Here is a 20,704-nt window from a genome sequence, read left to right on the forward strand (position 1 = left end):
GACTTCCGGTTTTCACTTCAATTTCGCTTCTATAAGGATACAACACACAGATACAGGCTAAAGTTACCATTCGCGAAATCTTTATTCTCAGATTGAATCGGCCACTTCCTTGAGAAGCTTGTAGGAGCGTCTGCGCTGCTGAATATCGGGAATCATCTGCAGAGCCATCATTTCTTCAAAATGATACACTGCCTGCAGCTCCTTCAGCTTCATCCGAACTGTGTCCGGAGACCCCATGACGTAGATGTCCTTGATGTCCTCCATTTCCTGCTTCTCTTCAGGTGTTAAGGAAAGACGGGATAATGCTTCCGGCGGCACCATCCGCACCACGCGCCCCCGGTTCAGAAAGTAGTTAAAGTGCAGTGCGCTGCCCGCAATATGAGCGGCCTCCTCGTCCGTATCCGCGACAACGACGCGGAAGGTCGGCATAAAATAAGGTTCACTACGGAGCTCTCCCGGTTGGAATGAAGCATAATAACGCTCTACCGAGTTTTTCATATGGGGTGTCTGGTGTGGTGAGAAATGGGCAAACGCGTAAGGCAGACCGAGTCTGCCTGCCAGCTCCCCACTGAATGGCGAGGTGCCCAGCAGCCAAACATCAGGTTTCGAACCTGCATCGATTCGCGGTGTCGTCATCAGTCCTTGTAAAGGATGGGTATGCGGCAAAATATCCTTCAAATACTGCAGCAGTTCCTTGAGCTGATCCGGGAAGGTATCCGGGTCACGATACTGCAAATCCTGTAGAGCCCGGGTGGAGAGCGGGACGCCGCCAGGTGCCCTGCCGACACCCAGATCAATGCGCCCCGGTGCTAGAGCACTGAGGACGCGGAAGGTTTCAGCCACTTTATATGCACTATAATGGGCAAGCATCACACCGCCTGAACCCACACGTATACGATTCGTTTTGGCCGCCAGATACCCGACCAGCGCCTCCGGCGAGGACCCGCCGAGCGCATCCGTACTGTGGTGTTCTGACACCCAGTAACGGGAATAACCCAGCTCGTCCACAAACTGAGCGTTCTCAACCGTCTGGCGAAAAGCCTCCTCCGGTGTCTGTCCCTCCTGCAGAATCGTTTGATCCAATACACTGACTTTCATGGTGCTGCACCTGCCTTTTTTCGTTTATATCCTTCATGCACAGATTGCCTCTATCAAAGAAGCAGACCCGGCATACGGCCGGCTCTGCTGTTATATCTCTTGCACACTTTCCCGCTGCCACATCATTTTACTGCTGCGGAAAACAGCCTGTTGTGCGATATCTCACTGCACTGAGTTTATAAATTTTTTAACCCGTTCAGATCCAGTCCATCCACAGCAAAAGCCTGCTGTACCAGCTTCGGATCCACAAATTCATCGTATTTGCCTAAGTATGGCGCTTCGTCCGGGTCTAACAGCTCTTGACCATGCTGCAGCAGCTGACTTTCACCGCGGATCCGCTTCATGACCTCCTCTGCATCTGCCTGGCCTGAAATAACCATGTAATAGGGTTCCATGGGGGTAACAGAACGTAACCCGAGCGGCTCGGACAAATTATGCTTCAGCAGGCGTTCCAGTGAACGGAAAGTCTGGCTGCCGCACCAGGGAAGAATGAACAGGGATTGGCCGCCGGCAGGAATCACCATCTGCTTTAGCAGCCCGCTCTCCCGGGCCAGTCTGCGTGCCCGTTCCAGACGGTTGACCGCTCTTGGGGCAAGGTAAGGATAAATGGTTGTATCCGCCAGGACCTCGCGCATCTTCTGTACAACCCGTGTATGGACATCTCCGCCAGCTCCCAGCCATAGCGTATCCACTTTGCCTTTAGCCGCTTTAACATAGACCGCCTTATGTTTGGTATCCACCTCCACGACCTTCCACAGCTTGCCAGCGAGAGAGAAGCAGTAGCCCGGAGGCGGCACCGTTGTAATGGAACCGATCTCCTCGGAGCCGTTATATACAGCGTGCTCTTCGTCATCCTTGAACACGGCATAGAACTGGAAGTTGTTCACGATCTTCTCGCCGGTCAGGCCGATCAAGAGACTGCCGTCTTCCGTACGCTGAATGTGATCCGTCTGCAGCAGGTATGTCAGATGCTGCTTATACTGCTCCACGCTCACCTGTTCAAAAGGCGGCAGACTTAGCACCGCCCTTGCCAGCTCGGCGGGTTCGGCTTCCCCCATGCTCTTCAGTGTACTCATCGTCTGATGATAGAGCAGCCCGACAGGCAGCTGACGCGGTGCCAGCGGCTCCACCCACTTTTCCCGCACATACAGCTCGATGACTGCGATCGCCCGCAGCAGCATCCATGGCATGCGTGCCGGGAGCAGCGCTTCTTCGTCTTCCTCCTCGGAGCAGACGAACAGCATTTCGGACGCGGCTCCGTCCCGCCGTCCGGAACGGCCCAGCCGCTGCACAAAGCTGGAGCTGCTGTAAGGCGCGCCGAGCTGAATGACACGCTCCAGCTCGCCAAGGTCTATCCCCAGCTCCAGCGTCAGTGTCGCTGCAGCCACGGCTGGCCCTGGTCCGCTGCGCAGGGCTGCTTCAGCCTCCTCGCGCAGCACAGCGGAGATACTGCCATGATGAACATGGAAGACGTCCGGTTCCTGCCGCTGTGCTGCGATCTGGCGCATCTCCAGAGTCGTCAGCTCTGCATCCGAGCGGCTGTTCGTAAACACGAGCGCCTTCTTCAAGCGGGTGTGATCATAGATGTACTGATAGTATGCCTTACGTGCATTCGCCAGATGCTCTGCCTGCTCCTCATCCCGGGCATCCGGAAAGGAGAAGTGCTCAATGCTGAGCTTCAGCTTACGTCCGCCTTGGGGAGAAATCACCTCCACCTCGGTTCCGGTACCCCCGGACAGCCAATGAGCTGCTGTCTCATAATCGCTCAGCGTGGCGGACAGCCCGATCCGCCGCGGCGTGCATCCCGCCATACGCTGGATCCTCGCCAGCTGACTCAGTACCTGTGCGCCCCGGTCGGCACCCATAAAGGCATGCACCTCATCGATCACCATATACCGCAGATCGTGGAACAGGGCCGGGATGCTGTTCGGCTTGTTCATCAGCAGTCCTTCCAGCGATTCCGGCGTAATCTGGAGAACACCGGAAGGCCGCTGCATCAGCTTCGTCTTCTCCGCCTGACCGACATCCCCATGCCAGTGCCATACCGGGATGCCTCCTTCGCGCAGCAGATCGTTCAGCCGCTCGAACTGGTCATTAATCAGCGCCTTCAGCGGACCGATGTACAGTATACCTACCGACTGGGATGGACTATGGTACAGCCCGGTTAATGCGGGGAAAAACGCCGCTTCGGTCTTGCCCGATGCCGTGCCTGAAGCGATCAGCAAATAACGGTCGGTATCCATCAGTACCCGGCAGGCTTCCACCTGTGCTTCACGCAGCGTGTCCCAGCGCTTCTTGTAGATATACTCCTGAATAAAGGGGGCGAGCCGGTAGAACGGATGACTTCCGCTCATAGCTCAAACTCCGCCAAAAAATCATCAAGGTCATCACGTTCGCCCGGATTGTCCCCAGAACCCGTGCCAGAAGTACCTGTCGGCTGTTCACCAAGCAGCTGCTCGAACGTAACGCCCGGATTCTGATGCATGGTATGCAGTACATCCATAAAGTCCCGGATGACCTCACGGGGAGTGAGCAGTTCATCCGCACCCAGTCGTCCTACGGCCTGCTTCATGAACATCACCAGCTGATCATCATGAAGAACAGGGGAATAACCAAAATGCTGACCATGGATATCCCGCAGCCGCTGCAGCAGAATAAGAATTTCTTCATGCGAGAGCATTTCCAGCCGGATAAAAGGACCTGTGAAGTTGTGAAGTCCCTTGCCGCTGTATCTGCCTTCAACCAGCCTGGAGCGCAGGGCTTCATAGCTGAACAACCCCCTCCGTTCATCTTCCACAAACTGGGGAGTTCCTCCCAGGAAAATGCCTAAATGACCGGCCTTGCCCTGCATCGTATCATTAAATATAGTCAGCAGCTTCTCATAGTTGCCCAGCCGTGACACACTGTTGGTGATTTTATACAGATTGACGCCCTCATCGATAAAAAGCAGCAGTCCTTGATACCCTATGCGTGCTGTAAACTCCGACCACAGCTTCATATAGTCGTACCAGCTGTCATCATCGATAATGACGCCAACGCCTAACTCCTGGCGGGCTTCGGTCTTGGTCGGGATTGCACCCCGCAGCCAGCGAAGCGCAGCCTGTTTTAGATCCTCTTCCTGCAGCCGGCAGCCCCTCCAATAGGCAGCCATGACCTTGGCAAAATCAAATCCGTGAACCAGACTCTGCATTTGTGCGGTCACATCAAAGATACGCCGTTCTACCTCATCCTGCAGCCGGGGATCATCCATACTGCATGACAGCTCCTGTACAGCCTGCTGCTGAAGAGTCAGGAACCACTTCTGGAGCACGACCTCCAGGGCACCGCCGTCCGGGCGGGTACGTGTTGACAGGTGGGTCATCAGCTCCCGGTAGGTTGCCAGACCTTGTCCTTTGGTGCCGACCAGCCGCCGCTCAGGAGAGAGATCGGCATCCGCCACTACAAACCCCCGGTCCATCGCATAATTACGAATGCTCTGCAGCAGAAAGCTCTTACCGCTTCCGTACCGCCCCGTCACCAGCTTGAACACGGCACCGCCGTCAGCAACGCTATCCAGATCGCGGAGAATGGCCTCAACCTCCGGCTTGCGTCCCACCGCAATATGCTCCAGGCCAATGCGCGGAACGACCCCGGCTGTGAGTGAGTTCACCAGCGCCGTTGTCAGGCGCTTCGGAATTTTGGCCCCTGTTTCGGCTGAATTCCCTTGACTTTGACTCATTTCTTCATCCAAAGACCCATCACCTCAATACTTTCATTAATAGATGCATATAATCTTCATTTAATTGATCATCAAGGATCAGCAGGTCACCCATTGTATCCATCGCTGCGTCATTGATCTCGTCGATTAGAAGAGCGGGCATGCTGCCATGAGTGGAAGCGAGTTCCATCATCGTATCTGCTGTCTGCCCGTCCAGATAACTGCGCAGCACCTCAATATGAACGGGCTTAAGCAAATCCGCCAGTCCCATCCACTCCGTTCCTGCTAATGTCCAATCTGCATGGTTAAGCTGAGTGTCCAATCCGGATTCCTTCTGCCTGAAACCTGACTGCTTCAGTTCAAGCTTATCGGCAGGCACTGCATCCCTCACTATTGAGTCCTGTTCTTCTCTCATCGACGGCTCGCCCATCTTCATCAGAGACAGTTCCATCGGAGACAAATCCAGCTGTGTATCTTTATCCAAAGGAATCTCAGGCACATCCCCGGCAGGATCATCACTGTCCAAAACCTTATCGCCTGCCTGTTCTGCCCAAGACGGTTCGTCCACGGTCAGCCAATTTCGTACAGTATCCGATTCCTGCTGCAGCCGCTGCAGCTTATCCGGCGAGATGGTCACCTGCTCCTGTCTGCGCTGTACAGCTGCTCTGGCCGTCTCCTGCTCAATGAACCGTTCTACCAGATCCCTGATCTCCGAGCTCACATGTATGCCCCTTAATTTGCTCTTGTAGGAGAGCAGCGTCCGCAGCTTGTTTTCCGTTAAACGGATCAGCTGAGTTACGTACATGCGCAGCGGCTTATAAGTGCTCATAGAATAATAAGCAGCGGTCACATGCCTTCCGTAGATCGACGGCTCATACACCGCGTTGCGGAACAGCTGCCGGCGAACTGTGGTCTGGCTTGGCGGGGTGAAACGTTCAGCCAGAGATTTGCCGTCCTTGCGTGCCAGATACTGTGCAACCAGTTCGAACACTTTTGGAATCAGCCGATTTAATTCTCCAGCATGTTCTTCATTCGAGTATAATCCGCTTTTCTTCACATCATAATCAGACAATGCCAGCCAATCTTTCAACCCTAGTTCCATAGGAACGGCATCCAGCTGCCTGTACAGCTCCAGCTCACGCCATTCTCCCTGGCCTGAGCCGAGGCGCTTCCGAAGCTGATCATCCAGAACCCCTTGCAGCTTGTTCGCCCATATATAATCTTGGATCCACAGCGACAGGTACCTGTCCAGCTTCGGATAAGGTTCATGGTAGGCCTCCCATATGTCTGTTAGCAGCCATAAGCCTTCTTCAGCCCGCGTCCAGCCGATTCCATTAATTAATTCATACACATAAAGGAACAGATACGACAAATCCGTGTCAGGATAGCGCTGCTGCCTCACCTCTGAACGCCAATAAAAATACCAGCGCTGCTGATCTGCACTCATATTTTCGTAGGTGGGCCAATAGCAATGAAAAGCAGCCGGACTGCACACGGGCTCAACCCGCCATTCCTGCTCTCTCCCATAACGGACAAACCTGAGCTCCGCCGTTTCAATGGTCATCTCCAGGTCACTGAACATCCGCCTGACGGGCGGCCGATAGACCGAAGCGGCAGAAACGCCCTGGTCAGGGACCGACAATATTGCAGAATGGATAGACAAACCCTGCTCCCGTTCATGGTCTGGACTTTCCTTATTTAATTGTTCTTCTTCAAGCCTCCGAGCCTGACGCACAGCCTCTTCTGCCTCTGCCGCCAGCTTCTCTTCCCGCGATGGAATAGCCCAGCGGTCCGCGGAGCCTTCAAATTCCAGCTCGGCAAAACGGATCTGCTCTGGCCGGCGTGGGTCATCTCCATGTTTTCTCATAACTTAATTATACCATTTCATGAATAAAACCGCCCAGGCTTCCGGACGGTTTTGCAAACTTTTGTTCCTATTTTGACCTTTTACTACGAAGAAGCTGGATTAGTCTTCCACATAAATCATTTTGCGGGTCATCCCGCCGTCCACAACCAAATTCGCACCGGTCACAAAATCGTTCGCCGGATGTGTCAGATAAAGGCACGCTCTTGCAATATCCTCTGTCCGGCCTACCCGGCCTGCAGGGTGCTGGGCATGGTCTTCTTCACGAAGTGCACGGTAGTCTCCGGTCTCAATCCAGCCCGGACTGACGGCATTGACCATTATATGATCCGGACCTAGGGATAAGGCAAGTGCATGTGTCAGCGACAAGATCCCCCCCTTGGAAGCCGCATACGATTCCGAGTTGGGCTCGGACATGCCAGCGCGGGTGGAGGACATATTCACAATACTTCCTCCGCCATGCCTTCGCATCAGGACAGCGGCTTCTCTGGAGCAGAGGAAAGTCCCTCTCAGATTCGTGTTAATGACACTGTCCCATTCATCAAGGGTCAGCTCATGCATAGGCTTGAAGATGCCGAAACCGGCATTATTAATAAGAATATCAAGCTTGCGTTCCTGACGTTCCAGTTCACGGAACAGCTCCTCGATCTCCTGCGGCTGACTTACATCCACGACATAAATATCACTCACCAGCCCGTGCTGCTTGAGCAGATCCTGCGTTTCCTGCAGCCCTTCCTTATGACGATCGATCAGAATAACCTGTGCGCCCTCACGTGCATAGGCAAGAGAAAGATTTCGTCCAATCCCGCTTCCTGCACCTGTGATCATGGCCGTTAAGCCGCTGTAATTGTATTCCGACATGTCACTTTCTCCTCCTTTTTAAATTACATCAATATTATTTCGTAAAACAGGCACCATGGAACGAGGTGATGTACCGGAAAAGTTCCTTCCCGTCGTGATATTCCGCCCTGTCACCCTGAAGCGGCAGTACCATGGCCTGGTAAGGCTCCGGGACCCATATGTATTCATGAATATACGACGTTGGCTGAAAGCCGCAGCGCTCCCAAAAGCCTCTCCGCTTCAGGTAACCTGTATCCTCTCCATATTCAACTTCGATAACAATGGCTTCGATATGTTCATTTTCTCGTGCCCATTGTATCAGCTTTTTGACGAAGACCTGCCCAATCCCCTGACCCCTTTGCTCCGGTTTGACGGCAAGATAATCAATGACCAGCGCTTTACCTTTATTAGACATTCCCGTGATAGCCATCGCGTCAGGAACCGTCAAGCTCCCGCCATCGCTGCTGTCATAGAGATGAAGCTGACTCAATCCACGGGTGAACATCCGCTGCAGAACGGCTTCCCCCTTGCGCCCGGAGTCAAATGACTGCTCATAAATACGACGCGCAGCCGGCCACAAATCCGAATCCAGTCTGTCGAGTGTCAACATGACGCCGCTCTCTGCCTGTTCCATCCCTTGCCCTCCTTTCGAATGAAATCGTTAACCCATATCTTCTATATCTTACCCCGCCGCCGCACCCGTCGAACATGATCAATCCGCCACAGGGATAAGAGTTACGACCTTAGTCGTTTGCTCATAATAAAAGCTGCCTGCTGGCAGCTCATTGATCTCTATTTCATCATTTGTTTGATCTTTGTTAGGTCCTATCCTTATTTCGCAGCTTCAACCGACCCGACTGTGCCTGGCTGCTGAACATGCTCATCCGTCCAGATCACCTTCTCTCCGTACTCCTTGCCCCAGTTGTACATGGCTTTGAGGACAGGCATCAGGCTTTCGCCATATTCAGTCATGGAATACTCCACTCTGGGCGGCACTTCAGCATAAACCTTGCGGTAGACCAGCTGATCTTCCTCCAATTCCCGAAGCTGGTTGGTCAGCATTTTCTGGGTAATGTTCGGTATCAGCTTTTTCAGCTCACTGAACCGCTTCGTCCCTTCCAGGCCAAGATGCCACAATATAATCAATTTCCACTTGCCGCCGATGACGGCCAGGGTCAGTTCCTTCTCACAGTTGATACTCTTCAGATCAATTCGTTCACGCACTTCAGATGCCATGCTCTCACGCTCCCTCTGTTGGTAGTGTACTCTCTTTCTTACCCTGATGACAAATGAACCTAAAGAACCGCACCCTTTAACAGGCGCGGTTCCTTCAAGTGTTATGCATCTGGCTGTTTCACTCCAGGTTGGCGTGTTTCCCAAACATGGTACCGGAGGTCAGCTTCTTCTGACTCATCAGGTCCAGAATAAGGGCATCCAGCAAAAGCAGCAAACTCTGCTCGAACAGCGAGCCCATCGGCTGTACCGATTGACTGCCGCCATGTCCACCCTCTTTGGTCGCAGCCGGGATGCTGACAATCAGATCCGCAATACGGCCGATTGCTGAATCGGGTACGATCGTAAGAAGGGCCACTTTGGCGCCGATCGCTTTCGCTTTCTCGGCCATCGCCAACAAACTTTTGGTCTCTCCCGAGCCTGAGCAGAGAATCAGCAAGCCTTGGGAGGTTATCCCTGCTGTGATGGTCTCTCCGACTACATAAGAGTCCAGGCCCATATGCATGAGGCGCATGGCAAATGCCTTCCCCATCAGACCCGAGCGGCCGGCACCGGCTACGAAAATGCTGTCAGCTTCCAGAATCGCTGAAGCCAGCTTTCCCGTCTCTTCCGACGAGACCTTGGTGAGCGTCGCTTGAAGCTCCTTCAGAACGATATCAGCAAAATCGATACTGTTCATTCCGTTAGCCCTGCTTAACCAGGTTAGCGATCTTCTCGGCCGCGCCTTTCTTGTCGGACTGGCTCGCGATGCCGCCGCCTACAATAACAAGATCCGGCTGAGCTTTGATAGCTTCAGGCAAAGTCTCCAGTTTAAGACCGCCTGCTACAGCTGTTTTTGCATTTTTCACAACTTTTTTGATGGTTGCCAAGTCTTCGAACGGATTGTGTCCGGCAGCTTGTCCGTCATATCCGGTATGAACGCAAATGTAATCGACGCCCAGAGCATCCACTTCCCGAGCACGCTGCTCCAGATTAGGCACATTAATCATATCAATCAGGATTTTCTTGCCCTGTTTCTTGGCTTCTTCTACAGCACCCTTGATTGTCAGATCATTGGTTGCCCCCAGAACGGTTACGATGTCTGCTCCCGCTTCTGCTGCTTTCTGAATCTCGTAGCCGCCGGCATCCATAATTTTCAGATCTGCCAGCACTTTCAGGTTAGGGAAAGCGTCCTTAATCACTTTTACCGCGTTCAAACCTTCGTTGATTACGATTGGTGTGCCAATTTCCACGATATCAATAAAAGGTTCTACCTCTCTTACAATTTCAATACCTTCTTGTGCTGTTACCAGGTCCAATGCCAGTTGAAGTTCCATGAATGAATCGCTCCTGTCTGTGTATGATGAACTTGTATAGTATGTTATCCTCTACAGCAATTCATTCTAGGGCACAACCGTTCCAACGGGAAGTACGCACTTCAAAGTGGGGTAGTTACGCGGAGGATACTATTGGACTCCAGCAGGGATGTCACCGGTCCGGATTCGCTGCTGGTCAAGCTGTTAGTCCAGATGCACCGTACAGTTATACAGATCACAGCCCCACTGTTCTTCATTCCACTGCAGCAGGGTCAGTGAAGTATTATGAAGGGGCAGCTCCAGGCTCAAGTCAGGAACGAGACCCCGCAGGGAATTGCGGATGAGTGCACCGTGACTGACAATTAGTATGCGCTGTCCCGGGTGCCGCCTTGCAATATCTTCAATACAGGAACTCCCGCGCTGCATGCCTTCGTCAGGCATTTCCAGACCCAAATCAAGCTTCTTCCAGTCCTTGCCCCACTTGGCAACCCGTTCTTCCTCGGTCGTTCCTTCAATCTGGCCGCCGTTCATTTCACGCAGACGCTCATCCAGATGGACTTCACCTGCCCCCAGCTTCTCCGCTACAATCTCGGCTGTTTCTCTGGCACGCAGCAGATCGCTGGCGTACACAGCATCCCACGATTCCCTGCTGAGGCGTTCACCCAGCAGCTCGGCCTGACGTTTGCCCTGCTCATCCAGCGGATTATTGGTATGTCCCTGGGCTTTGCCCAGTTGGTTCCAATGCGTACTTCCGTGCCTTATAATTCCGATTGTCGTAGTCATTGTTCCACACGCCCCTCATATTTCATTTCATTTTAATCTAAACCCATACTATACGATCATGCCTACAAATCCAACCTCTGCAACAAGTAATCCCCAGAAACGAAGTGTCAAAAACCGCCTCGACACAAATAAAAAAACCGCGCAAGCGCGGCTTCATCGGACCCGATATTTAATGTTTGACAGCAGCCACTGCAGCCTTGGCAGCTCTGCGGCTGCGGCTGACGCGCCGCTTCTCCATACGCCGGTGGTGAGCCCGGTTGTAGAGCACCTGAATCACAAAATAGGAAATCACACCAAAGATCAGGCCAAAAACACTCATCCCAATCAAAATATGAAGACCTCCATGCAGAATATCGTACAACACGGACCAGTTACCTGAGAACAATTCTGTCCAGGAATGCTCCCGGAAGCGCGGTCCTCCATGTGAAGGGTATAACTGCTCCCCCAGTTTCTTGGCCAGTGGCATCAATACAATTGGCAGAAAGGTCAGCTTACCAATGACGTTACCGATAATGGCTGCAGGCAGAGATCCGCCAGATAACCGGACAATGGGATAGAACAGCAGATAAATCAATGAGGCTGTGGAGATTACAACCATTTCAAGACCAAAACCGATGGAGAATCCTAATGATATTTTTTTGACCCCGCCGGGTGCTCGCAGCAGCTTGATAAAATTCAACCGGAGGGCTCTAATAATTCTTGCAGCAAAGTTATGTTTATTGTTCTTTTTTTTCATGCTACAAAGCCCCTTCTCTATCTTACCTCTCAAAAAAGCCTCAATAAGACGTTCTTATTTCCATTATACCACAACATCCGCCAAATCATTAACAAATGAGTTACAAGTAAAATTCACTGACAGCCTGCACACAGCCAATTGATTTAGTTATAGATGTAATTAATTGGTGTGTAAAAATGGGGCGTATACTATGATAGTTACGTAACGACTTCATAAGATAAAGGAGTTTCTATGGATACCTGGATGAATACAAATCCGGCGATGAAGCCTATTGACCAGTATGTCGCATCAGTACAGCAGCAGATTGGCGCTTCCGCGGGCGCAGTCTGCATCATACAGGGCAGCAAGATTTTGCACGAATGGTATAGCGGCAATCATGACTTTCGGCCGAATTCCCGTCCGGTAGATCAGCACTCACAATTTAATGTCGGCTCGATCCGTAAAACCTACCTGGCACTTGCGATCAGCCTGCTGTTCGAACAGGGCCGGCTGGATAGAGTGGATGATGAAATAGGAAAGTATCTGGATGAATATATATATATGACACAAGGCATTACACTGCGCCACCTGCTCACCCATTCCCACGGATTATATGAGCACCGCGGGCAGCTGCTTCGGGAATTTGCACCAGGCCAGGGCTGGGCTTACCGAAATTCAGGCATTGATCTGCTGATCAGACTGATCCATCGCCGTTCAGGTCTGACTCTGAGCGAATATGTGCAGCAGCATTTCCTCTTTCCATATGAATTAAACGAGACTGGCTGGAGGATAGCAGAACAGGAGCAGCTCATTTATAACCATTATGATGAGCCTGATAACTGGACCGGTCCCAATAACAGCCCGGATGGGGATCAGGGCAACCTGTTCGTCAGCGCCCGTGACCTGGCATCCTGGGGACAGCTCCATCTGACCGAGGGCCTTCTGGAGGGAAAACAACTTATCCCGAGGCACGTATTCCGACGGGTAACAACTCCGCATTCACCTGCAGAATTAGGGGCGGATCAACCGCTGCATGGGTTTGTTTGGTGGCTCCAGAAGCAGACCCCCCTTAATCAGCTGGGCGAAGAATTGCCTGCGCGCTCTTTTCAAATTCTCGGGATTACTGGATGTGCATGTCTGGTGATCCCTGAGCTGGATGCTGTTGCGGTACGCATGTATAACCAGCTTCGTAATCCTCCCGGGTATGATTATCTGCAGGACATCCGAAGCTTTGGGAATCAGGTCTACCATATTCTGCGCTAAATCCACAATGATCTTTACAGATTTTCGTTACCCCCGCCCCGGGTGGTTCTAACCTGAATTTAATACCTTAGAAACCTTGCATGGTGTAAAAGCATATACAAAAGATATATGTCGTCATTCACGGGAGGTTTCAAAATGTCTATTCAGGTTCTTCTCATCATTATCGGATTGTATATCGTTCTCTCCCTCCTGCTGGTCGAGAATATGCAGGCAAATCCGTTGTTCTACCTCTCCAACATTCTGGCATCTCTTATCTTCCGCGTGAAGCACCCAAACCGTTCATCATTTACACTTAACTTTATCAACTCAAAAAGGGACACCTGAACTTCAGGTGTCCCTTTTTGAAGACTGATCAAATATTCATCATGCTCAGCTGCTTCTTCTCCGCCAGTTTCCAGATCTCCCTCGCATATTCATGGATGGTGTTGTCACTGGCAAAGCGGCCGGAATGGGCAAGATTCGCGATGGATTTGCGTGTCCAGTTCTCGGTATCCCGATAAGCTGCATCAATATCACGATGAGCCCGTGCATAATCGGCAAAATCCTCTAATACAAAATATTCATCATTATGGCTGATTAACGAGTGATAAATTTCTTCAAACTCATTCTCGTGCGTGCAGAACGGCCCCGGTTGAATCAACTGGTTGATCACCTGCGCAATACGGGAGTCCCGAGCCAGAACCCCTGCTGATGAATATTGACCGTTCTGATAATAGTTGTTAACCTGCTCGGCATTCAAGCCGAAGATGAACATATTTTCGGCTCCCAGCATCTCGTACATTTCTACATTCGCACCGTCCATTGTACCGATCGTCAGTGCCCCGTTCATCATAAACTTCATGTTTCCGGTACCAGAGGCTTCCTTGCTTGCCGTCGAAATTTGCTCGGAGATATCGGCTGCAGGAATGATCCGTTCCGCCAAAGAGACGGAGTAGTTCTCCAGGAAGAACACTTTGAGCTTGCCGCGCACCTGCGGATCCCGGTTGACCGTCTCGGCAACCGTATTAATCAGTTTAATAATCCGTTTGGCAAGATAGTAGCTCGGAGCTGCCTTCGCACCAAAAATAAAGGTTCTTGGCACGCGGTCGATGGACGGGTTGGCTTTAATCTCATTATACAGGTGCATCACATGAAGTATATTCATCAGTTGACGCTTGTAGCCGTGAAGACGTTTCACTTGCACATCGAAGATAGACGTCGGATCTACACTTGTATCGAATTTGTGGGAAATATACGCAGCCAACTTCTGCTTGTTGCGCAGCTTGATCTGTTGAATCCGCTGTCTGAATCCCGCATCCTCTTTATAATTCAGAATTTGGCTCAGTTCATAAGGATTTGTCATCCAGCCGTCACCCATACTTTCCGTATAAAGACGGCTTAGTTCAGGATTCGCGTGCATCAGCCAGCGGCGGTGGGTAATTCCGTTCGTTTTGTTGTTAAACCGTTCCGGATACAGCTCATAGAAAGAGCGCATTTCCTTCTCCTTCAAAATATCCGTATGGAGCTGGGATACGCCATTGATGCTGTGGCTGCCGTTAATCGCAAGATGCGCCATACGAACCTGGTCATCATGAATGACAGCCATCTGCGCAATACGATCCGGCTGATCCGGGTATTTCTCCATCAGTTCAGCACAGAAGCGCTTATTAATCTCCTCGATAATCATATAGACACGAGGCAGCAGATCCTTGACCATGACGACAGGCCATTTCTCGAGAGCCTCACTCAGAATGGTGTGATTCGTATAAGAGACGGTACGCGTCACAATGCTCCACGCTTCATCCCAGCCGTATCCCTTCATGTCAATGAGAATACGCATCAGTTCAGGAATGACCAGCGTAGGGTGCGTATCGTTAATATGGATAGCAACTTTATTCGGAAGCTCTTCATACGGAAGCTCCAGCTTATCAAAAGTACGGAGAATACTCTGCAGTCCGGCCGAGCAGAGGAAGTACTGCTGCTTCAGACGAAGCAGCTTGCCTTCATACTGAGAGTCATCCGGATACAAAAATTCAGTAATTGATTCTACAGTACGGCTGTAATCGAGATACTTGTAATAACTGCCGCCAGCCTGCATTCCCTGCCGCACAGCGTTCTCCGAAGCTTCCGCACTCCAGATCCGCAGCGTGTTGATATGTCTTCCGCCAAATCCGATGAGCGGCACATCATAAGGTACCGCCCAGATGCCCTCCGCATCAACGGTATCAAATACGAGACGGCCATTCTCTTCGCGGGTCTCTACACGGCCCCAGAAGGATACTTCCACCCGTTTGTCATATCGTCTCTCTTCCCAGACATTGCCCCGCTGAAGCCAATAATCCGGGAGCTCAACCTGGTTGCCATCGACAATCCGCTGTTCGAACAATCCGTATTTGTAGCGGATGCCGCAGCCATGGCCTGCATACTGCAGAGAAGCCAGTGAATCCATAAAGCAGGCCGCCAGACGGCCCAGACCGCCGTTACCCAAACCTGCGTCAGCTTCCTGTTCCTCTATCTCTTCCAAATCCCATCCAAGCTCGCTCAAGCCTGCGCGTACGACATTCAGCGCCCCAAGGTTCAGCAGGTTGTTACCCAGCAGTCTTCCCATTAAAAATTCAAGCGACAGATAGTACACTTGCTTCTCGCCCGATTCGCGGTACGACGTGTTGGTCTGAGCCCAGAACTTGCCGACTTCCTCGCGAATCATACTGCCGATCACCTTGTAAATATCCTCGGACGTCGCCTCTTTCAGGGGTTTGCCCAGCTGTCCGACAAACTGCTCCTGAAAATGCTGCTTGAACGTATCTTTATCTGTAAACAATAGTACAGTACCTCCTCATTAGGCCGGGGGAGTCAAATCGTCACACTTTTGGCAACAACAAACGGATTTTTGACATCACCGACGAGTGTACGGTCCTGTGTCAGCTTCACGTCTTTGTCCAAAATGACATTGGCAATGAGGGCATTCTCCTCAATGACACATTTTTGCATGATGACTGAATTGATCACCCGGGCCCCTTTCTTCACTTCGACGCCCCTGAACAGGATGCTGTTCTCCACGCTTCCGGCAATTTTACAGCCATTGGCAATCAATGAGTTATCGACATTAGCCGTCTCACTGTATTTGGTTGGTGCCTCATATTTTATTTTCGTATGAACAGGCTGATCTCTGAATAGCTCCATATAATTTTCTTGATTTAAAAGGGCCATACTGTTCTTATAGTAGCTTTCCACCGAATTGATGACAGCATGGTATCCATTATATTCATATGCTGCGATCTTCAGGCCGCTTGGGTTACGCTGGATCGCATCACGGAAAAAATGATTTTCCCCGTGTGCAATGCAGCGTCTAACCTGGTCTAGGTACAGCTGTTTATCCATAATAAACATTTCCATATATATATTATGATGATCGGTTTCATGATGAATATGGCTGACATAACCTTCCTCATTCACATCCAGACGGGTGCAGGGCGCATGCTCCGGCTGCAGATTCTCCACTCTTGTATAAATGAGAGTCACGTCCGCCCCCTTCTCTTCGTGGTAGCGGTAGGCATCTCGGATATCAACCTTGTTCACATGCTGGGTACCGGCATGAACCAGCACCTCGCCGGATGAACGGCGGAAGAAATCGAGGTTGTTGTGAACATGCTGCAGATCACCTGCTGAAGGGTCTGTCGGATCATTCCAGTCTGGAGGAAGGACGAACAACCCGCCGGATTTACGGTCCAGGTCCCAGGGTTTGCCTTCACCCAGGTGATCCATCAGGGAGCGGTATTTGCGGCGTACGAACAAGGCAGTATCCAGGATCCCGGCATGCATCATGTTAGACAATGTAAAATCAATCAGGCGATAGCGGCCCGCAAAGGGCACTGCGGCTCCGCAGCGGAAGTACGTCAGCTCCTTCAACTGATCCAATTCGTAGTCCAGATTAACAACACCTAATAATTTTTTCATAGCTGCCCCTCCGCTTTTCAGTTTGATTGTACACTTGCACGACCAATCGCCGAATCACTGTCGATCAGAACCACATCTTCACTGTCTCCTTCTGCCGGTCCAATCACAGTTCCATCCTCTATGACCATATTCTCGTTAATGATGGCACGGTGGATGCGGACATTCCGTCCGATCTTGACATTGGGCATGATGACAGAGTCCGTAATCACACTTCCCTCGCCGACTTCCACGCAATAGAACACGACAGAATGCCGGATCTCGCCATGAATAACACAGCCCTCATTGATAATACAGTTCTTCAGCTTCGCCTGAGGAGCGATATACTGTGCCGGCTGGTTCGGGCTGCGGGTGTATATCCGCCAGGACGGATCGTTCAGATTGAGCTCAGGCTCGTCGGATAACAGGTCCATATTGGATTCCCACAGGCTGGTAATCGTTCCTACGTCCTTCCAGTATCCTTCAAAAGGATACGCATATAATGTTTTCTCGCTCTCCAGCATCCGCGGAATAATGTCTTTGCCAAAGTCAAAGGAGGTATCGTCATTAGATTCATTTTGCAGAAAATTGCGAAGAACCTCCCATTTGAACATATACACGCCCATAGATGCGAGCGTACTCTTCGGATGCTGCGGTTTTTCATCGAACTCATATATTTTCAGATCATCGTCCGTATTCAGCATGCCGAAGCGAGTTGCCTCTTCCAGCGTGACATGAATGACGGAGATGGTGCAGTCAGCATTTTTCTCCTTGTGATAGTCCAGCATCTTGTTGTAGTCCATCTTGTAGATATGATCACCTGACAAAATCAGCACATGCTCGGGGTTATACTGATCCAGGAAATTCAGATTACGGTAAATAGCATCCGCTGTCCCCTTATACCAGCTGCTGCCTTCTTCGCGTTCATGCGGAGGAAGCACATATACGCCTCCATCTTTGCGGTCCAGGTCCCAGTCACTGCCAACGCCGATATACGAATGCAGAACCATGGGCTCATATTGGGTCAGAACACCCACCGTATCAATGCCTGAATTAGCGCAGTTACTCAGTGGAAAATCAATAATCCGGTATGTACCGCCAAAATACACTGCCGGCTTGGCCAGTGTCCGCGTCAGGCCTTTTAAACGCTTACCCTGCCCTCCTGCTAGCAGCATGGCAACTACTTCTTTGTTCTTCATCATCAAGAACCTCCTTCGCCGCATTTTTTAGTTCTACTTATCCTTGCTGAACTGCCCCTTCAGCACATGGCACATATACATGAAAGACGTTGTCGTGTGACAGCACTGACTAAAGAGGATATGACCAAGGTCTGTTAGTAAGAATTAAACGAGAAAAGGAATTCATAATCTGGAGAATTGCGGAATTTAACAGGAACATGAACTATACCGGAATGATTGAACACAGGGTCCTTCCGGTTCATTTTAGTGAGAAAGGGTATTTGATAAGAGTAAGCAGCATGTCTGAAGTGCTATCCGATCAATGAGGAGGTAATTCTAATGGACAAGAAGAAAGTGTTATTCGCGGCTCTCGGCCTTGGAGCGACCTATCTGATGAAGAACAAGGACGCACGTCAAAAGGTCATGAACAGTGTAGGCTCCTTCACGAAGAACCTGTCATCCAAGCAAGCTGCAAAATAAGAAGATGATGGAACTGCCCCTCCTGGTGAGGGGTTTTTCTCTATACCCGGCGTTCTGATGTCACCCCGCAGTCTGATAGAGTCTGATCCTGACAATGTTAATATATCTAACATAATTTAAGGAGTTGTCGGGATAAGTTCATTCTACCGCAAACCCCTTCATTTGCAAACTTCCACATTCACGTCAAAAGCCATGCCCTGCTGACGCAGATCATGGCTTTTAGTTTAGGACGGAGTCACCGTTTTTTTATGCGTAAGGAACAGACTCGGGATAAAGATTACCGCAAGAACAATAGCGGATACTAAAAATCCTGCATGGTAGCCTTCTAAACCATTAGCAATCGTAGGATGCAGACCTTGTACGAAAGATGCGACAATGGTTGCGATCAGGGCTGAACCAAAGCTTGAACCCAGATTTTCAATAATATTGATACCGACACCAGCTTCAGGTAGTTGTTTGCTGTCAATCCCTGTGTACGCGTCACTTGTTAACGGGATACTGATACCTCCTACACTGGCGCCACGGATGAACAATACGATGGAAATCCATATCATACTTGTTTGATCGGTGATAAAGATAAGGGGTATAGATCCGAGAAGTGAAAGAACTACGCTGACCATAACCACGAACTTTGCACCAATCCTATCAATCATTTTTCCGATAAATGGACGGGTGACCAGCATCCCGATGCCTTGAGGAATTAGCGCGACTGCCGCTTCAACTGCCGTGAAGTGGCGGAAGTTCTGGAAGAACAAAGGAAGAATTAACATCGGTCCCATCAGCGCAATATTCGCCAGGAACAAACCGATGCTGGATGCTGAGAAGCTCTTGTGAGTAAACAAATTCATAGGGAGAACGGTTTGATTCTTTCGGATTCGATTATATACCAGGTAAATGACCGCTAAAATAAAGCCTATACCCACCCACAGGATAGTTTCCTCGTTGTTAAATGATGAATGATCCGCTGCTTTGGTAATTCCGTAGATCAATGCCGCACTCATGATAGACAGATTTAAGATTCCGAAGGCATCCAGTTTACTGTTTTTGTTGAACGGTTCAAAGTCAGGAACTGTTTTCATCATAAGGGGCGCTATAATCAAAACGATGAACACATTGATAAAGAAAATCCAATGCCAGGATGCACCTTGAACGATAAAGCCCCCGATTACCGGCCCCAAGATCGGTCCAAAGATCATAGGCGTGCTGACGATTGCCATTATCCTGCCCAGATTCTCCTGACCTGCTATTTTAACCAAAAGGGTAAACATCAGCGTTGTAATAACTCCCGCGCTGAATCCCTGCAGCAGACGGAATAAGATGAAGCTGGAAATGTCCCAACTCGCTCCGGCAAAAACAGAAGTGATTCCAAAGGCAATAACTGCGCCTATGAATATTTTCTTACCGTTAAATTGGTTCATAAGCCATCCGGATACGGGAACTGCAGCCGCAAGGGCCAAAACATAACCGGTAACGGCCCATTGAACGATAGCCAAGGTCGTATTGAAATCCTTAGTGAGTTTGTCAATGGCGATATTCACCATCGTAGAATCAAGCATGGGGGCAATGGCCCCAAGTGCGATAGCCCAAGCTGCCATAAGCACTTCTTTCGGTAGTCCCGCTTCCTTTACATGTCTTTTTTTCATGGTACTCTCCTCTTTTGAAGCTGATATTTTGTTTCCTTGTCAACAAAAATATCATTATTTTGTTTCCTTGTCAACAAAATTTTAACCATAAAAATGCAGCCCTGATCTCCATAGAGTTCGGCTGCTTATCATGTCATTCTCATTATTCATTTTTCCAGTTTGATGTCTACACCCTGTTTTCTAATTTCTTCATCCAAGTGCCTGCTGTACCTTTGAATAAAGCGAAGCATATTGTCGTATTGTTCTTCGGTGACCTGCTCAAAAACGACCTGATCCCTCTCCTGGAATTCTTTGTCCAGCTCCGAGTGAACCTTGTCAACTGCTTCTCCTTGCTCAGTAAGTCTGAAATAGATTTCTTTTTTGTTATCCGGTTTCTGGTAACTTTCAATAAGTCCCTTTTCTATTAACTTCTTAGTAAGCTTACTGATGGCACTTCTAGTCATATAAAAGGCTTCTGCAAGTTTGGTCACGTTGGAATCTGCATTTCTTCCAATATATTCGATACAATGGACTTCAGAAGGTTTATAACCCTTAAGCCCCTCTTCCAACTTCATCTTGTTAAGCCAAACCATCTTGTTAAACAAGTCTCTGAAATCATTTAATACCTGGTCTTTTTTGTTCATGAACGTTCCTCCTGTCCCTTGGTGCATCATATTAATAATGACATATTCAAGATCATTTGGACAGTATTACACATTAATAG

General features: G+C 50.1%; 19 protein-coding genes. 3 read left to right on the forward strand and 16 right to left on the reverse strand.

All coding sequences use genetic code 11. The features are described from left to right. Positions 1-87: 87 nt before the first annotated feature. From Q5741_RS04435 to Q5741_RS04485, 11 genes are all read right to left on the reverse strand, one after another. A complete protein-coding gene (locus tag Q5741_RS04435) occupies positions 88-1,098 on the reverse strand; it encodes an LLM class flavin-dependent oxidoreductase (protein WP_305022858.1) in 1,011 nt (336 codons plus the stop codon). A gap of 176 nt (positions 1,099-1,274) precedes the next feature. Continuing rightward, complete coding sequence (locus Q5741_RS04440) at positions 1,275-3,452, reverse strand: DEAD/DEAH box helicase (protein ID WP_305022859.1); 2,178 nt, start codon at positions 3,450-3,452, stop codon at positions 1,275-1,277. Further along, positions 3,449-4,816: an ATP-binding protein gene (locus tag Q5741_RS04445; protein WP_305022860.1), complete on the reverse strand. Its 1,368-nt coding sequence runs from the start codon at positions 4,814-4,816 to the stop codon at positions 3,449-3,451. Before Q5741_RS04445 ends, Q5741_RS04440 begins: the two co-directional genes overlap by 4 nt. A gap of 19 nt (positions 4,817-4,835) precedes the next feature. After that, complete coding sequence (locus Q5741_RS04450; protein ID WP_305022861.1) at positions 4,836-6,662, reverse strand: TerB N-terminal domain-containing protein; 1,827 nt, start codon at positions 6,660-6,662, stop codon at positions 4,836-4,838. Positions 6,663-6,761: 99 nt separating this feature from the next. Then, on the reverse strand, positions 6,762-7,520 hold the full coding sequence (locus Q5741_RS04455) for an SDR family NAD(P)-dependent oxidoreductase (RefSeq protein WP_305022862.1): 759 nt from the start codon (positions 7,518-7,520) through the stop codon (positions 6,762-6,764). 34 nt (positions 7,521-7,554) lie between these two features. Further along, positions 7,555-8,133 (reverse strand): GNAT family N-acetyltransferase, encoded by a 579-nt coding sequence (locus Q5741_RS04460; RefSeq protein ID WP_305022863.1) that lies wholly within the window; start codon positions 8,131-8,133, stop codon positions 7,555-7,557. 197 nt (positions 8,134-8,330) lie between these two features. Continuing rightward, positions 8,331-8,735, reverse strand: a complete 405-nt coding sequence (locus tag Q5741_RS04465; RefSeq protein ID WP_305022864.1) for a winged helix-turn-helix transcriptional regulator — start codon at positions 8,733-8,735, stop codon at positions 8,331-8,333. Between the two features lie 118 nt (positions 8,736-8,853). Continuing rightward, positions 8,854-9,411, reverse strand: a complete 558-nt coding sequence (gene hxlB / locus Q5741_RS04470; protein ID WP_305022865.1) for a 6-phospho-3-hexuloisomerase — start codon at positions 9,409-9,411, stop codon at positions 8,854-8,856. Positions 9,412-9,415: 4 nt separating this feature from the next. Beyond that, complete coding sequence (hxlA, locus tag Q5741_RS04475; RefSeq protein WP_305022866.1) at positions 9,416-10,048, reverse strand: 3-hexulose-6-phosphate synthase; 633 nt, start codon at positions 10,046-10,048, stop codon at positions 9,416-9,418. A gap of 183 nt (positions 10,049-10,231) precedes the next feature. After that, positions 10,232-10,810, reverse strand: a complete 579-nt coding sequence (locus Q5741_RS04480) for a histidine phosphatase family protein (protein ID WP_305022867.1) — start codon at positions 10,808-10,810, stop codon at positions 10,232-10,234. A gap of 169 nt (positions 10,811-10,979) precedes the next feature. After that, positions 10,980-11,546, reverse strand: coding sequence for a DUF2062 domain-containing protein (locus Q5741_RS04485; protein WP_305022868.1), 567 nt, complete (start codon positions 11,544-11,546; stop codon positions 10,980-10,982). A gap of 231 nt (positions 11,547-11,777) precedes the next feature. Between Q5741_RS04485 and Q5741_RS04490 the strand changes: the two genes are divergently transcribed. Together Q5741_RS04490 and Q5741_RS04495 are read left to right on the forward strand one after the other, a co-directional pair. Continuing rightward, the gene (locus Q5741_RS04490) at positions 11,778-12,788 is read left to right on the forward strand and encodes a serine hydrolase domain-containing protein (RefSeq protein ID WP_305022869.1); all 1,011 of its coding nucleotides are present in this window, start codon (positions 11,778-11,780) and stop codon (positions 12,786-12,788) included. 135 nt (positions 12,789-12,923) lie between these two features. Further along, on the forward strand, positions 12,924-13,112 hold the full coding sequence (locus Q5741_RS04495; RefSeq protein ID WP_305022870.1) for a hypothetical protein: 189 nt from the start codon (positions 12,924-12,926) through the stop codon (positions 13,110-13,112). 28 nt (positions 13,113-13,140) lie between these two features. On the opposite strand, the gene Q5741_RS04500 is transcribed toward Q5741_RS04495, so the two are convergent. From Q5741_RS04500 to Q5741_RS04510, 3 genes are read right to left on the reverse strand one after another with little or no spacing between them, the layout of a single operon-like run. Continuing rightward, the gene (locus tag Q5741_RS04500) at positions 13,141-15,588 is read right to left on the reverse strand and encodes a glycogen/starch/alpha-glucan phosphorylase (RefSeq protein ID WP_305022871.1); all 2,448 of its coding nucleotides are present in this window, start codon (positions 15,586-15,588) and stop codon (positions 13,141-13,143) included. Between the two features lie 32 nt (positions 15,589-15,620). Then, a complete protein-coding gene (gene glgD, locus Q5741_RS04505) occupies positions 15,621-16,724 on the reverse strand; it encodes a glucose-1-phosphate adenylyltransferase subunit GlgD (protein ID WP_305022872.1) in 1,104 nt (367 codons plus the stop codon). 17 nt (positions 16,725-16,741) lie between these two features. After that, positions 16,742-17,899, reverse strand: coding sequence for a glucose-1-phosphate adenylyltransferase (locus Q5741_RS04510; protein ID WP_305022873.1), 1,158 nt, complete (start codon positions 17,897-17,899; stop codon positions 16,742-16,744). 318 nt (positions 17,900-18,217) lie between these two features. On the opposite strand from Q5741_RS04510, the gene Q5741_RS04515 reads away from it, so the two are divergent. Continuing rightward, the gene (locus tag Q5741_RS04515; RefSeq protein ID WP_305022874.1) at positions 18,218-18,358 is read left to right on the forward strand and encodes a hypothetical protein; all 141 of its coding nucleotides are present in this window, start codon (positions 18,218-18,220) and stop codon (positions 18,356-18,358) included. A 224-nt stretch (positions 18,359-18,582) separates the two neighbouring features. On the opposite strand, the gene Q5741_RS04520 is transcribed toward Q5741_RS04515, so the two are convergent. Beyond that, positions 18,583-20,001, reverse strand: coding sequence for an MDR family MFS transporter (locus Q5741_RS04520; RefSeq protein ID WP_305022875.1), 1,419 nt, complete (start codon positions 19,999-20,001; stop codon positions 18,583-18,585). A 146-nt stretch (positions 20,002-20,147) separates the two neighbouring features. Further along, positions 20,148-20,624 carry a MarR family transcriptional regulator gene (locus Q5741_RS04525; protein ID WP_305022876.1) on the reverse strand — a complete coding sequence of 159 codons (477 nt, stop codon included), beginning with the start codon at positions 20,622-20,624 and terminating at the stop codon, positions 20,148-20,150. Between the last annotated feature and the right edge of the window lie 80 nt (positions 20,625-20,704).

Origin of the sequence: Paenibacillus lacisoli (genome assembly GCF_030580655.1) — a bacterium.
In the GTDB taxonomy this organism is placed as follows: domain Bacteria; phylum Bacillota; class Bacilli; order Paenibacillales; family Paenibacillaceae; genus Paenibacillus; species Paenibacillus lacisoli.

Excerpts from the sequence above, each read along its gene's own strand:
- Q5741_RS04485 (WP_305022868.1), bottom strand. The coding sequence starts at position 11,546 with ATGAAAAAAAAGAACAATAAACATAACTTTGCTGCAAGAATTATTAGA.
- Q5741_RS04490 (WP_305022869.1), top strand. The coding sequence starts at position 11,778 with ATGGATACCTGGATGAATACAAATCCGGCGATGAAGCCTATTGACCAG.
- Q5741_RS04480 (WP_305022867.1), bottom strand. The coding sequence starts at position 10,810 with ATGACTACGACAATCGGAATTATAAGGCACGGAAGTACGCATTGGAAC.
- hxlA (WP_305022866.1), bottom strand. The coding sequence starts at position 10,048 with ATGGAACTTCAACTGGCATTGGACCTGGTAACAGCACAAGAAGGTATT.
- Q5741_RS04435 (WP_305022858.1), bottom strand. The coding sequence starts at position 1,098 with ATGAAAGTCAGTGTATTGGATCAAACGATTCTGCAGGAGGGACAGACA.
- Q5741_RS04515 (WP_305022874.1), top strand. The coding sequence starts at position 18,218 with ATGGACAAGAAGAAAGTGTTATTCGCGGCTCTCGGCCTTGGAGCGACC.
- Q5741_RS04460 (WP_305022863.1), bottom strand. The coding sequence starts at position 8,133 with ATGGAACAGGCAGAGAGCGGCGTCATGTTGACACTCGACAGACTGGAT.
- Q5741_RS04455 (WP_305022862.1), bottom strand. The coding sequence starts at position 7,520 with ATGTCGGAATACAATTACAGCGGCTTAACGGCCATGATCACAGGTGCA.
- Q5741_RS04465 (WP_305022864.1), bottom strand. The coding sequence starts at position 8,735 with ATGGCATCTGAAGTGCGTGAACGAATTGATCTGAAGAGTATCAACTGT.
- Q5741_RS04445 (WP_305022860.1), bottom strand. The coding sequence starts at position 4,816 with ATGAGTCAAAGTCAAGGGAATTCAGCCGAAACAGGGGCCAAAATTCCG.
- Q5741_RS04510 (WP_305022873.1), bottom strand. The coding sequence starts at position 17,899 with ATGAAGAACAAAGAAGTAGTTGCCATGCTGCTAGCAGGAGGGCAGGGT.
- glgD (WP_305022872.1), bottom strand. The coding sequence starts at position 16,724 with ATGAAAAAATTATTAGGTGTTGTTAATCTGGACTACGAATTGGATCAG.
- Q5741_RS04525 (WP_305022876.1), bottom strand. The coding sequence starts at position 20,624 with ATGAACAAAAAAGACCAGGTATTAAATGATTTCAGAGACTTGTTTAAC.
- Q5741_RS04450 (WP_305022861.1), bottom strand. The coding sequence starts at position 6,662 with ATGAGAAAACATGGAGATGACCCACGCCGGCCAGAGCAGATCCGTTTT.
- Q5741_RS04495 (WP_305022870.1), top strand. The coding sequence starts at position 12,924 with ATGTCTATTCAGGTTCTTCTCATCATTATCGGATTGTATATCGTTCTC.
- Q5741_RS04440 (WP_305022859.1), bottom strand. The coding sequence starts at position 3,452 with ATGAGCGGAAGTCATCCGTTCTACCGGCTCGCCCCCTTTATTCAGGAG.
- Q5741_RS04520 (WP_305022875.1), bottom strand. The coding sequence starts at position 20,001 with ATGAAAAAAAGACATGTAAAGGAAGCGGGACTACCGAAAGAAGTGCTT.
- hxlB (WP_305022865.1), bottom strand. The coding sequence starts at position 9,411 with ATGAACAGTATCGATTTTGCTGATATCGTTCTGAAGGAGCTTCAAGCG.